Below are 13,533 nucleotides of genomic sequence, written 5' to 3'. Positions count from 1 at the left end.
GTCGTTAACGATTACACGGGATGCCTGACACCCCCGTGGCGTCCTCAAGTCCATCGCGAGCGAGCTCGTTCCTACAGTAGAGGGTTTACCGGATCTGATGCTTGTGCAACAAACGGTAGAAGGTAGGCCTGGAGATCCCCAGCACCTTGGCGGCGATACTCAAGTTGTCGCTGTGGCGGTTAAGTACATCGCACAAGGCCTGGCGCTCTGCCCGGTGCTTGTACTCTTCCAGTGTGCCCATCGGCGGGGCAATACCCTGATGGCTGATCAACCCCAGGTCCCGCGCTTCGATCTGTCGACCCTCGGCCAGTACCAACCCGCGACGTACCCGGTTGGCCAGTTCACGAACATTGCCCGGCCAGTCATGCTTGCCCATGGCAACCAAGGCGTCTTCACTGAAGCTGCGTGGGCGGCGGCCGGTTTCATGGCTGTAGAAATGGGAAAAGTGGTTGGCCAGCAGCGACAGATCACCATTGCGCTCACGCAAGGGCGCGGTGGCGACCTGCAACACGTTCAGGCGATAGTACAGATCTTCGCGAAAGCGCTTCTTCTCGATCGCGGCTTCGAGATCGACATGGGTCGCGGCCAGCACCCGCACATCCACGGGAATCGGCTGACTGCCACCTACCCGCTCGATGTGCTTTTCCTGAAGGAAACGCAACAGGTTCGCTTGCAGCTCCAGGGGCAGATCACCGATCTCATCGAGAAACAGCGTGCCACCATTGGCCGCTTCCAGCCGTCCGACCTTGCGTTGATGGGCCCCCGTAAAGGCCCCCTTCTCATGGCCGAACAATTCGGACTGGATCAGGTGCTCGGGAATCGCGCCACAGTTGATCGCGACAAAGGGTTTGCTGTGGCGCAGGGATTGCCGATGCAGCGTGCGGGCGACCAGTTCTTTACCTGTCCCGCTTTCGCCGCGGATCAATACCGGCGACTCGGTGGGCGCCAGTTTGCTTAGCAGCTTGCGCAATTCGCGTATGGGCTTGCTGTCGCCCAACAGTTCGTGCTCGGGCTGATCGATATGCACCGTGCCCTGCCCGCGCAGGCGCGCCATGCCAAAGGCCCGCCCCAGTGTGACCTGGACCCGGGAGACATCGAACGGCAAGGTATGGAAGTCGAAAAACCACTCGCAGACGAAGTCCCCGACATTCTGCAGGCGCAGGACTTCCTGATTAAGGACGGCAATCCACTCCGTACCACTGCGGCTGATCAGCTCTTTGACGGCATCCGGGCGTTCAAGGTGAAAAGGCTGCAGGCGCAACAGGCCCACATCACAGGTTCGGTCGGCGGCGTTTTCCAGCGAGCAGCTGTCAACATCCCAACCCACGGAGCGTAATCCCGGCAATACTCGATGGCAGTCGTCGCAGGGATCAACCACTAATAGACGTCGTAAGGCAGGCGCTTCGTTCATGACTGTTCCTTGGCGCCAAATTCTAGGAAATTTTATTAAAAACAGTCATTTGGCGGACCTGGCTGTAACATTAGCAAGAATTTGACGTGGCCTTGTACCGTTTGACTATAGAGTCGTTGGGTAAATAGTTATAAGAACCGGCATTGTTAGTTACCTAACGACTCCAACCTTTCATTCAGCTTTCAAAACATGTGCTTGCGATGTGCATTTGAACAAAAGTTGAAATTTCTTTTATTTGTGTGTGACCCGAACCCCGGTTGCGGACATCAGTACAAGTAACCTGCCGAACGGTAAGCCCAACCGTCGGCACATCACTTGATTGGGCATACTGAGAGAACATCCTATGAACGCCCCGCTCCGTATCAACGAAGCTCTTTTGATTGCCGACCGCGCATTCCAACCTTTCCAATGCGTGGCCTGGGCGCCGCAGGACGGCAATGGCGAACTCTGCCTGACCGTCATCGACCGAACCAACAACAGTATAGGCCGCAAGCAGATCCCGAGCAGTGCCTATACCGACCCTGAGCAGCTTCAACGCCTGCTTGAACAGGCTCGTGAAGAGTTGAGCCAGGAAGGTTACAAACTGCAGTCGTGGTCGATGCCGCACTGATCATTTTTGCGGATTACTTCGGTAATCCGCGCCCTCCTTTTTTGCCGTTAGTTGCCTGGTTTTCATTTCCAACTGCACGTGTCTCGCATCGTTATTTGAACTGGCTCACATTAATCCTTTGCACGCTTGCCATTGGTTCGAAAAGACACTGTTGTGGCACACAACGACCCTCCGCCTGTTATTTCTGCCAGTTGTGCATCCGGGCATTCAGGGATTGAATGATCTTCTAATAAGTCGCCAACCAACTTCTGGACAACGACGACTCGCAAGGAGATGCGTGCATGTCAATCCAGTCCGTTTTAGCCGTCCCGACCGCATTAAGTTACGCTGGCAAGCTCGATATCAGCTTCGCCACCCAAGGTAAAACCCAGGTGTACTTCGCCGGCAGCACTTCCAGCCTGGCCAACGACGTCACCATCGATTCCCAGGGACGTTTGCTGGTGGCGGCAAAAGTCGGTACGCCAAGTGGCAGTCGTTTTGGCCTGGCCCGTTTGCTGGAGGATGGTTCGGCGGATCTGGCATTCGGCTACAAAGGCAGTGTCATCGGGCAGTTCGAACCGGGCTTTGAAGCCATGGCCGGCAAGGTTCACGAATTGCCCGACGGGCGGATTCTGCTGACCGGCCTGCACTATGAAAATGCCCACCGCACCCTTCCCGCCGTAGCATTGTTCGATCCACAAGGTTGTCCGGTCCAGCAGTTTGGCGACAACGGTTACTGTGTGGTGCGACTGCCGGGCAATCTATCCCACGGGATTCGCGATGCCTGGCTGCCTCCCGGAGTGCCGGGGGCCGAAGCCTGTGATGCCGGCGTCCAGCAAGACGGTAAAATCGTGCTGGTGGCCAACCATCATTTCGAACTGGCCGATCACGCCGGCATGCTCATTCGGCTCGACACCAACGGCGAGCTGGACAACACATTCAACGGCCGTGGCTTTGTGATCGTCAGGCACTTGCTGATGAACACCTGGCTCAATAGTGTCAGGGTGCAGCGCGACGGCCGGATCCTGGTGGGTGGTTCGATCAACTTCCCCGAAGAGGGCTTGCTGGCCCGCTATAACCCCGACGGCAGCCTTGACGATCGCTTTGCCGTGGATGGTTTCATGAGCTTCAAGGCTCAGGGACAAAGCGCGCAAGTCAGCCAGATCGTCCAACTGGAAGATGGCGATATGCAATGTTTCGGCAGCAGCCGCGATCCCATGCGCTGCCTCTCCCTGAAACTTCACATCAATGGCCGCCCGGACAGGCATTGGAACGACGGCCAGGCGCAATTGCTGGAAATCGGCCGCAGCGGATGCCAGTGGACCGCTGCCCAGGCACAGCCCGATGGCAGCGTGATCACGGCCGGTGCAACCATTGGCGGTGTCGAGGCCGACTTTATTCTGGGTCGATATCTGGCCGACGGGCAGCTCGATCGCAACTTCGGCGACGGTGCCGGATGGGTTCGCACTCGACTTGGCCGCAGTCTCGATACGGCAACTTCATTGGCCATTCAGGCCGATAAAAATATCGTCGTGGCCGGTTATTCACTGGACGGTAACTATCATGCAGTCGTTGCACGTTTTCTAGGCTGATCCATCTTATTGTTCCTGCACTTGATCTTCTCTTTCGCTTACGGCAACTTGCGCGCTTCTTAATACAAGGAGTAGCCGATGTCCGGTTCCATGGCCCAGGCGTTCGCGCATAACTTTCTCGGCAACTCACCACGCTGGTACAAAATCTGTATTGTCGGTTTTCTTATTATCAATGCAGTGGTGCTGTGGACCGCAGGTCCGGTGGCGGCGGGTTGGCTGCTGGTGCTGGAGTTCATCTTCACCCTGGCCATGGCGCTCAAATGCTATCCGTTGATGCCCGGGGGATTGTTGCTGGTCGAAGCACTGTTGCTCAAGATGACCTCGCCCCAGGCGCTTTATGACGAACTGCTGCACAACTTTCCGGTGATCCTGTTGCTGATGTTCATGGTGGCCGGGATTTACTTCATGAAAGACCTGCTGCTGTTTCTTTTCTCGCGCTTGCTGCTTGGCGTGCGCTCCAAGGCCATGCTGGCATTGATGTTCTGCTTTTTGTCGGCGTTTCTGTCAGCGTTTCTCGATGCCTTGACCGTGACCGCCGTGATCATCAGTGCGGCTGTCGGTTTTTATTCGGTGTATCACCGTGTGGCCTCAGGCACCGATCCGCGGCAGGACAGCGAATTCAGCGACGACCGTCACCTGCCCAAACTCCATCATGAAGACCTCGATCAATTTCGCGCCTTCCTGCGCAGTCTGCTGATGCACGGTGCCGTCGGCACGGCCCTGGGTGGCGTCTGTACGCTGGTGGGCGAGCCGCAGAACCTGTTGATCGGACATGAGATGGGTTGGCACTTCGTCGAATTCTTTCTGAAGATCGCGCCGGTTTCGCTGCCGGTATTGGTGGCCGGCCTGGTGACCTGCGTCCTGTTGGAGAAACTGCGCTGGTTCGGTTACGGCACGTTGCTGCCCGACAACGTACGGGCCGTGCTGGCCGATTATGCCGCCCAAGACAATGCCGAGCGCACCGCGCGCCAGCGTGCAGCGCTTATCGTGCAGGCAGTTGCAGCACTGATCCTGATTGCCGGGCTGGCGTTTCATGTCGCGGAAGTGGGTTTGATCGGTTTGATGGTGATTGTGCTGATCACCGCGTTCACCGGGATTACCGACGAACACCGTCTCGGCACTGCCTTCAAGGACGCGATGCCGTTCACCGCCCTGCTGGTGGTGTTCTTCGCCGTGGTGGCAGTGATCCACGATCAGCAACTGTTCAAGCCATTGATCCAGTGGGTACTGGCCCTGCCGGTCGATCAACAACCGGGCATGCTGTTCATTGCCAATGGCCTGCTCTCGGCGATCAGCGACAACGTGTTCGTCGCGACGATCTACATCACCGAAGTGAAACAGGCGTTCATTGCCGGGCACATGAGCCGAGAGCATTTCGAGACGCTGGCCATCGCGATCAACACCGGCACCAACCTGCCTAGCGTGGCCACGCCCAATGGCCAGGCGGCGTTTCTGTTTTTGCTGACGTCGGCGATTGCCCCGCTGATTCGCCTGTCTTACGGGCGCATGGTGTGGATGGCGCTGCCGTATACGGTGGTGATGGGTGTGTTGGGTTGGTACGCCGTGAGCTACTGGCTGTAACCCCCCGACCCAAAAAATGTGGGAGCGAGCCTGCTCGCGAAGGGGCCAGGTCAAGCAACATTAATGTTGAATGACACACCGCTTTCGCGAGCAGGCTCGCTCCCACATTGGTTTTTGTGCGAACTATCGAGGGAGGATGTACCGCTCGATTGCCAGTGCCGCGCCCTCTTCGGCATTGCTTGCCGTGACCACATCCGCCTGACGCTTCACCGCCTCTTCCGCCTGCCCCATGGCGATCGACAACCCGGCACAATGGAACATCGCCGGGTCATTGCCACCATCCCCCATTGCCGCCGTCTGCGCCAAAGGCACTGCGAGGAATTCGGCCAGCGTCTTCAGCGCCTCACCCTTGTTGGCCTGCATCGCGGTCACGTCCAGATACACCGGTTGCGAACGCGAGACCTGGGCCTGGCCTTCGACTTTCGCCAGCAACTGAGCCTCGAGCTCAATCAGCAACTCGGTGTTGTTGCTGGCGGCGACGATCTTGTTGATGCGGGCCAGGTACGGCTCGAAGCTTTCGACCGCCACCGGCGGGTATCCCAGCCCGTGCTGTTCGCGGGGCACCATGGGGCCGGTCGGATCTTTGACCAGCCAGTCATCGCCACTGAATACCCAGACTTCGATCTCCGGTTGATCGGCGAACAGCGCCAGGGTCGTCAATGCTGCCGCCGTCGGCAAGTAATGCGCGACGAGCAAACTGCCATCCGGATGAACAAGGGTGCCGCCGTTGAAGGCCGCCGTGGGCAGGTCGACGCCCAAGGCCTCGATCGCCTGCAGCATGGCTCTGGGCGGACGCCCCGTGGCCAGGCTGAACAACACGCCGGCTTCGCGCAACGAACGGACCGTGTCGATGGTGCGCTGGCTGAGGCTGTGATCGGCCAGCAGCAAAGTGCCGTCCATGTCGCTGAGCAAAAACCGGATGGGCTGTGGCGTGGCGTCACTCATCCGAGGCCGTGCCAGACGCGACCGTCGCGAGTCAGCAGCTCTTCGGCAGCCTTCGGCCCGTCTTCACCCGCAGCATAGCCTTGCACCGTGGCATCTTCCTGCCAGGCGTCGAGGAACGGCTGCACTGCGCGCCAACCGTTTTCGATGTTGTCGGCACGCTGGAACAGCGTCTGATCACCGGTCAGGCAATCGTAGATCAGGGTTTCGTAGCCGGTGGACGGCTGCATCTCAAAGAAATCCTTGTAGGCAAAACCCAGTTCGATGTTGTCCATCTTCAGGGCCTGCCCTGGACGTTTGGCCAGCAAATCGAACCACATGCCTTCGTTGGGCTGGATCTGGATGCGCAGGTAGGTCGGCGCAAGCTCATCGACCTCGGTATCGCGGAACTGTGCATACGGCGCCGGTTTGAAACAGATGACGATTTCGGTATCGCGCACGCTCATGCGCTTGCCGGTACGCAGGTAAAACGGCACGCCCACCCAGCGCCAGTTGTCGATCATGACCTTGAGCGCCACATAGGTTTCGGTATTGCTGTCAGGCGCGACCCTGTCTTCCTGGCGATACCCCGGCAGGGATTTGCCACCGACTTCCCCTGCGGTGTATTGACCGCGTACCGAATTGGCCCGGGCCTCTTCGACCGACCAGGGACGAATCGCGCCGACCACCTTGGCCTTCTCGCCACGGACCGCATCGGCACCAAAGGCAGCCGGTGGTTCCATGGCCACCATCGCCAGCAACTGGAACAGGTGATTGGGCACCATGTCCCGCAGGGCGCCGGTGTTTTCGTAGAAACTGCCACGGGTCTCGACGCCGACGGTTTCGGCGGCGGTGATCTGTACGTGGTCGATGTAGTGATTGTTCCAGAACGCTTCGAACAGGCTGTTGGAAAACCGGCTGATCAGAATGTTCTGTACGGTCTCCTTGCCCAGGTAGTGATCGATGCGGAAGATCTGCTTTTCCGACATGACCTTGAGCAAGCAGGTGTTCAAGGCTTCGGCCGTTGGCAGATCGGAACCGAAGGGTTTTTCGATCACCACCCTTCTGAATGCTTCCGGGCTTTCTTCGAGCAAACCGGATGCGCCGAGACGGCGCACCACCTCACTGAAAAAACGTGGCGCGGTGGCCAGGTAGAACACCGCGTTGCCCGTGCCGCTGGCGGCGATTTTTGCCGCCAACGCTTGATAGGTGCTGTCGTCCAGGAAGTCGCCCTGGACGTAGCTGATGCCTTTGGCAAGTTTGTCCCACAAGTCTGGATCAAGGGATTGATCACCCTTGCCGACTTTGCTGGCCACTTCGCTGCGGATGAAGTCTTCGAGTTTTTTCGCGAAACCTTCATCGCTGATGGCGTTGTGGTCAACGCCGATGATCCGCAGTCCGTCCCCGAGTAAACCGTCGCGCTTGAGGTTATACAGCGCCGGCATCAGCAGGCGCTTGACCAGATCACCATGGGCGCCGAACAAAAACAGCGTGGTAGGTGGCGCGGGTTCAGCCTTGGATTTTCTGCGGATCACATGGGTCATTTTTTCGCAGTCTCCACATGGCCGCCGAAGCCGAAGCGCTGGGCCGAAAGGATCTTGTCACCAAAGGTGCCCTGCCCGCGGGAGCGATAGCGCGAGAACAGTGCGGTCGTCAGCACGGTTGCCGGTACCGCTTGCTCCATGGCCGCTTCGACGGTCCAGCGACCCTCCCCGCTGTCCGCCACCGAACCGGAGTAACCGTCGAGTTTCGGATCGCTGGCCAGGGCATCGGCGGTCAGGTCGAGCAGCCAGGACGAGACCACGCTGCCACGGCGCCAGACTTCGGCAATGTCGGCAACGTTCAGGTCGAAGCGCTGGTCTTCCGGCAGATTGGTGCTGGATTTGGTCTTGAGGATATCGAAGCCCTCGGCGAAGGCCTGCATCATGCCGTACTCGATGCCGTTGTGGATCATCTTGACGAAGTGCCCGGCGCCGGCGGGACCGGCGTGGATGTAACCGCGCTCGGCACGATCGTCATCGGATTTGCGGTCCTTGGTACGCGGGATATCGCCCATGCCCGGAGCCAGGCTGTCGAACAGTGGATCAAGACGTTTAACGGTCTCGGCATCGCCGCCGATCATCATGCAGTAACCGCGCTCCAGCCCCCAGACACCGCCCGAGGTGCCGACGTCGATGTAGTGCAGGCCTTTTTCCGAAAGGGTCTTGGCCCGGCGGATGTCGTCCTTATAGAAGGTGTTGCCGCCGTCGATGATGGTATCGCCGGCTTCGAGCAAGGTGCTCAGGGTGTCAATGGTTTCTTCGGTCGGTGCGCCTGCCGGCAGCATGACCCACACCGCTCGCGGTTTGGCCAGGCCAGCAACCAGGGCTGGCAAATCGGCAACGCCAGTCGCGCCCTCTTCGATCAAGGTCTCGACGAAGGCGGTATTGCGGTCGTACACAACGGTGGTATGGCCGTTGAGCATCAGGCGCCGCGCAATATTGCCGCCCATGCGGCCCAGTCCAATAATCCCGAGTTGCATGTGCTGATGCTCCCTACTACAAATAAATGTGTGTCAAAGGTTATAGCCCAACGCGACTAATGTGGGTTAGTCCAGAGCGCTGGCTTGAAGTTTCCGGGCATTGTGCCCGATCCAGACAGATAACGTCGGGAATCGTACCGAAGACACAACGACCATGAAAAATAAAAAAGTTCCCTTCACGGGCAAAAGAAATCAAAATTGGCGCCGATAGTAGATCAGCCGCTGATTTCACGCGGATCTACAGTTGAGACACGCCATTTGCGAGGTGAGCAATGGGCACAGTACACACCGCACTGCCAGCACAAACCCTTTATGTCACGATCCGTCGCGATGAATTGCGCCAGTTGAAAGACGAACGCGACCAGTTGAAACAGGAGCTGGCGCAACTGCGCTTGTTGATCCAGGGCCAACAGCCCTTACCCGTGACCCAAGGCGCTCCCCACGCCTGACGCCCTCGCCTGAATCGGAAGCGGCACTGCCCTGCTTCCGATACGCCTTCGCCCTTCGCCCTCTCTGGCAAACTCACGAAGTTTTCACATCCACTTGTTGATACTCCGGTTCATTGTGGCCGCTCGGTATCCGGGCAGCCCCCGTTCGTCGGCGACTTTAGTGCTCTGGCGGTGGATGTGATCATTGGCTGGAGCATTGAATGGCTTGGTTTAAACGCAGCGACAAGTCTGCGGACGGTTTCGATTGGGCAGGGTTTTTCTGGCTGTTTCTGTTCTTCTGGTATTTCTCCGGCATCACCCAACTGCTGATCCAGCTGACGGGCACTTCCGGTTTTACCGGCTTCCGCCAGGCGTTTGTGATGAGCGCCATCTGGCTGGCGCCGATGCTGCTGTTCCCCAGACAAACCCGTGTCATGGCTGCGCTGATCGGCGTGGTGCTCTGGGCCTGTTCCATGGCCAGCCTGGGTTACTTCTTCATCTATCAGCAGGAATTCTCCCAAAGCGTCATCTTCATCATGTTCGAGTCGAACGTGTCTGAAGCCGGCGAATACATGACCCAATACTTCGCCTGGTGGATGGTGGCCGCGTTCCTCGCGCACACCGCGTTCGCCTGGTTCCTCTGGACACGCTTGCGCCCGGTGTACATGCCCCGAGGTCGGGCCATGGTGGCTGCAACTGCCATTCTGGTGGCCGTGATCGGTTATCCGCTGATCAAGCACACCTTGCGTACCGGCAGTTTCGCCAGCGGCTTCGAAAAGTTCGAAACGCGCATCGAGCCGGCCGTGCCATGGCAAATGGCCGTGGCCTATCACCGCTACCTGGATACCCTGGCGGGGATGCAGGAAATGCTGACAAGTGCCAGCAAGATCCCGCCACTGCACAATCTCAAGGATACGATGGCCAACCAGCCGGCAACCCTGGTGCTGGTGATCGGCGAGTCCACCAACCGCCAGCGCATGAGCCTCTACGGCTACCCGCGGGAAACCACCCCGGAACTGGACAAGCTCAAGGATCAACTGACGGTCTTCGACAACGTCATCACGCCACGCCCCTACACCATCGAGGCGTTGCAGCAGGTGCTGACCTTCGCCGATGAAGACAATCCGGACCTGTACCTGTCGACGCCGTCCCTGGTCAGCATGATGAAACAGGCGGGCTACAAGACCTTCTGGATCACCAACCAGCAGACCATGACCAAGCGCAACACCATGCTCACGACCTTCTCCCAGCAGGCCGACGAACAGGTGTACCTGAACAACAACCGCAACCAGAACGCCGCGCAGTACGATGGCGATGTGATCGAGCCGTTCAACAAGGCCCTGGCCGACGCGGCGCCGCGCAAGCTGATCGTGGTGCATCTGCTCGGCACCCACATGAGTTACCAGTACCGCTACCCTTCGACCTACGACAAGTTCAAGGATCGCAACGGCGTCCCGCCCGGCGTGCGCGACGATCAGTTGCCGACGTACAACAGCTACGACAACGCAGTGCTGTACAACGACTTCGTGGTGTCGAGCCTGATCAAGGACTACGCCAAGTCCGATCCGAACGGCTTCCTGCTTTACCTTTCCGACCATGGCGAAGACGTTTTCGACTCCCCTGGCCACAGCACCCTCGGGCGCAACGAGAGCAAACCGACGGCACCGATGTACACCATTCCGTTCATGGCCTGGGCCTCGCCGAAATGGCGTGAAACCCACGACTGGAATTTCGCCGGTGAGCTGGGGCGGCCGTACAGCAGTTCGCACCTGATCCACACCTGGGCGGATCTGGCAGGCCTGAGTTTCGATGAACTCGACCACAGCAAGAGCCTGGTCAGCGACAGCTTCAAGCCACGACCCTTGATGATCGGCAACCCGTATGAGCGTCAGCAGCGGCCGCTGATTGACTTCAGTCTGATCAAGCCCAAGACGAAGCCGGACACGGCGGAAGTCGTACTGAAGTAACGGTTTCAACACAATCAAAACCTGTGGGAGCGAGCCTGCTCGCGAAGGCGGAATTTCAATCGACATCATTGTCGACTGACCTACCACTTTCGCGAGCAGGCTCGCTCCCACAGTGTTTTCTCGGTGTCAGCAAGACCTAGAAGATAATAATTATTCTCGTTAACCCCTAAATCCCTCCCCCCTCCTTCGTCTTTGAACAAACGGAAATTTTTCAACGACGACAAGGAGTCGGCTGCGATGTTCGCGCCTATCACCCGTTCCATGACTTTTACCCTTGGCCTATGCGGTGCCGCATTGAGCCCGGACTTGCTGGCTGAAACCGGGCCGGAAACAGCGCCATTGGCGTCTACGCTCATGCTCGGCGCCACCAACGTAACCGCCCAGAGCCTGGGCAGCACCACCGAAAACACCGACTCATACACCACCGGTTCCATGAGTACGGCCACCCGCCTGAACCTGTCGATCAAGGAAACCCCGCAATCGGTTTCCGTGGTCACACGCCAGCAAATGGACGATTTCAAACTCGGCACCCTGTCCGAAGCCATGAGCCAGACCACTGGCGTAGTGGTGCAGCACAACGACTCGGACCGGGTCAGTTATTCTTCGCGTGGCTACTCGATCAACAATTTCCAGGTCGATGGCATGTTGAACACCTTCAGCTACATGAAGTCCGACTCCGACACCATCATTTACGACCGTATCGAAGTGGTTCGCGGTGCGACGGGCTTGACCACCGGTGCCGGCGATCCTTCGGCCACCATCAATATGGTGCGCAAACGGCCGACCGCGCAGTGGCAAGCAAAGACCGGTGTCAGCGGTGGCAGCTATGACGATTACTACAGCTACCTCGACGTCGGCGGACCGCTGGCTTTCGACGGACGCCTGCGCGGGCGCGGCGTGGTGGCCTACCGCGACAGCGATTCATACCGAGACAAATACCAGCAACAACGGGAAGTCGGTTACGGGGTCCTCGAAGCCGACCTGACCGACGACACCCTGCTGGCGGTGGGTTACGACTATCAGAACAAGCATGTCCAGGGTACGTCCTGGGGCACTGTGCCCTACTGGAACTCCGACGGCAGCAAGGCCAACCTCGGACGCTCGACCAACATGGCCACGTCCTGGAGCTCCTGGCCACTCAAGGACAAGACCGCATTTGCCAACCTCGATCATCAACTGGGTGGCGGATGGCAGCTCAAGGCGGCTTACACCCACCGCGAAAGTGACACCGACGGCAAGATCTATTACGCCGGCGGCGGTTTCCCGAACGCGGATCGCAGCGGCATGATTGCGAACGTCAGCCATATGATCGGCACGCAAAAGATGAAGGCCTATGACTTCAACGTCTCCGGGCCGTACTCGCTGCTCGGTCGCGAACACGAACTGATGGTCGGTTACGGTGAGGCCGAACGACGCGAGGATTCGCCTTATCTGGTGGACGGCCCGGGAGCGGCGGATTATGAGAATGTTCCTGACTGGAAATACATGGGCAACATCGGCAAGTTTCCCGACACCGTCACCGGCCTGACAGGCTCGAAAGACTACACCCGGCAGAAGGCCGGTTATCTGGCGACGCGCCTGAGCCTCACCGATGAACTGCACGCGGTTCTCGGCAGCCGCTACGGCAGCTGGAAAACCTCAACCACCACCAACAGCTACGACAACAACTTGCAACTGTCGAGCGTCGATCACAGCAGCCAGCAACAGAACGACATGTGGACGCCCTACGCCGGCCTGCTTTACGACCTGACCCCGGAGTACACCGTTTACGTCAGCTACACCGATATTTTCAAACCGCAGACCGAGCGCGACAGCAGTCGCAAGTACCTTGAACCGGTGGTTGGCAGCAACTATGAACTGGGCCTCAAGGGCAGTCTGCTGGAAGAACGATTGAACCTTGCGACCGCGCTGTTCTGGAGCAAACAGGACAACGTCGCCGAACTGGACGACTCGGTGCCGCCGGACCCGGTGACCGGCGAAGAGTTCTTCAAGTCGGGCGGCAAAGGCAACAAGGTGCAAGGCTTCGAAGCCGAGCTGTCAGGTGAGGTCATGGCGGGCTGGAACATGAGCGCCGGTTACACCTACACCCACTCGGTCGATGGCGAAAAGCAGCGCATCAACACCAACCAGCCTTTGAACATGTTCCGATTCTCCACCGCCTTTCATTTGCCCGGCGAATGGCAGGCGTTGACCGTGGGCGCTGCCGTGAATTGGCAGAGCGACGTCTATCGAGCCGGCAACCGCCCGGTCGGGCGCCGTACCGATGGCAGCCTCATCACCGAGCGCACGAACATCCGCCAGGAGGCCTACACCGTGGTCAATCTGATGTCGCGCTACGCGTTCGACCGGCACCTGTCGGCCTCCCTGAACGTCAACAACCTGTTCGACAAGAAGTACTACGACAACGTCGGTTTCTACAACGGCGTCTACTGGGGCGACCCGCGTACGGTGACCTTGAGCCTGGACTGGAAACTCTAGGGGTTATTAATTCCCATTTAACGGAATCGGCGGATAATGAGGCTT

Annotated in this window: 10 protein-coding genes; 6 read left to right on the top strand and 4 right to left on the bottom strand. The window is 58.6% G+C overall.

Features of this window, described 5'->3' with window-relative positions:
* Positions 1-85: 85 nt before the first annotated feature.
* Positions 86-1,411 carry a sigma-54 dependent transcriptional regulator gene (locus CKW21_RS11900; RefSeq protein ID WP_095194163.1) on the bottom strand — a complete coding sequence of 442 codons (1,326 nt, stop codon included), beginning with the start codon at positions 1,409-1,411 and terminating at the stop codon, positions 86-88.
* 343 nt (positions 1,412-1,754) lie between these two features.
* Between CKW21_RS11900 and CKW21_RS11895 the strand changes: the two genes are divergently transcribed.
* The 3 genes from CKW21_RS11895 to nhaB all read left to right on the top strand — a co-directional run bounded on the left by CKW21_RS11895 (position 1,755) and on the right by nhaB (position 5,173).
* A complete protein-coding gene (locus CKW21_RS11895; RefSeq protein ID WP_095194162.1) occupies positions 1,755-2,021 on the top strand; it encodes a hypothetical protein in 267 nt (88 codons plus the stop codon).
* A gap of 281 nt (positions 2,022-2,302) precedes the next feature.
* A complete protein-coding gene (locus tag CKW21_RS11890; RefSeq protein WP_095194161.1) occupies positions 2,303-3,592 on the top strand; it encodes a hypothetical protein in 1,290 nt (429 codons plus the stop codon).
* A gap of 78 nt (positions 3,593-3,670) precedes the next feature.
* Positions 3,671-5,173: a sodium/proton antiporter NhaB gene (nhaB, locus tag CKW21_RS11885; protein ID WP_095194160.1), complete on the top strand. Its 1,503-nt coding sequence runs from the start codon at positions 3,671-3,673 to the stop codon at positions 5,171-5,173.
* A 123-nt stretch (positions 5,174-5,296) separates the two neighbouring features.
* Here the strand turns inward: nhaB and CKW21_RS11880 are convergent, their stop codons facing one another.
* From CKW21_RS11880 to gnd, 3 genes are read right to left on the bottom strand one after another with little or no spacing between them, the layout of a single operon-like run.
* The gene (locus tag CKW21_RS11880; protein ID WP_095194159.1) at positions 5,297-6,118 is read right to left on the bottom strand and encodes an HAD family hydrolase; all 822 of its coding nucleotides are present in this window, start codon (positions 6,116-6,118) and stop codon (positions 5,297-5,299) included.
* Positions 6,115-7,638: a glucose-6-phosphate dehydrogenase gene (gene zwf, locus CKW21_RS11875; protein WP_095194158.1), complete on the bottom strand. Its 1,524-nt coding sequence runs from the start codon at positions 7,636-7,638 to the stop codon at positions 6,115-6,117. The genes CKW21_RS11880 and zwf overlap by 4 nt, the downstream gene beginning before the upstream one ends.
* Positions 7,635-8,615, bottom strand: a complete 981-nt coding sequence (gnd, locus tag CKW21_RS11870; protein ID WP_095194157.1) for a phosphogluconate dehydrogenase (NAD(+)-dependent, decarboxylating) — start codon at positions 8,613-8,615, stop codon at positions 7,635-7,637. Before gnd ends, zwf begins: the two co-directional genes overlap by 4 nt.
* Positions 8,616-8,887: 272 nt before the next feature.
* Here gnd and CKW21_RS31500 point away from each other — a divergent pair, with 272 nt between their 5' ends.
* The 3 genes from CKW21_RS31500 to CKW21_RS11860 all read left to right on the top strand — a co-directional run bounded on the left by CKW21_RS31500 (position 8,888) and on the right by CKW21_RS11860 (position 13,488).
* A complete protein-coding gene (locus tag CKW21_RS31500; protein WP_170948657.1) occupies positions 8,888-9,064 on the top strand; it encodes a DUF6026 family protein in 177 nt (58 codons plus the stop codon).
* 200 nt (positions 9,065-9,264) lie between these two features.
* On the top strand, positions 9,265-11,010 hold the full coding sequence (locus tag CKW21_RS11865) for a phosphoethanolamine transferase CptA (protein WP_095194156.1): 1,746 nt from the start codon (positions 9,265-9,267) through the stop codon (positions 11,008-11,010).
* Positions 11,011-11,247: 237 nt separating this feature from the next.
* Positions 11,248-13,488, top strand: coding sequence for a TonB-dependent siderophore receptor (locus CKW21_RS11860; RefSeq protein WP_095194155.1), 2,241 nt, complete (start codon positions 11,248-11,250; stop codon positions 13,486-13,488).
* Positions 13,489-13,533 lie beyond the last annotated feature (45 nt).

Origin of the sequence: Pseudomonas sp. Irchel 3A7, assembly GCF_900187565.1 — a bacterium.
GTDB lineage: Bacteria > Pseudomonadota > Gammaproteobacteria > Pseudomonadales > Pseudomonadaceae > Aquipseudomonas.
This window is presented reverse-complemented; position numbering and strand designations above follow the sequence as displayed.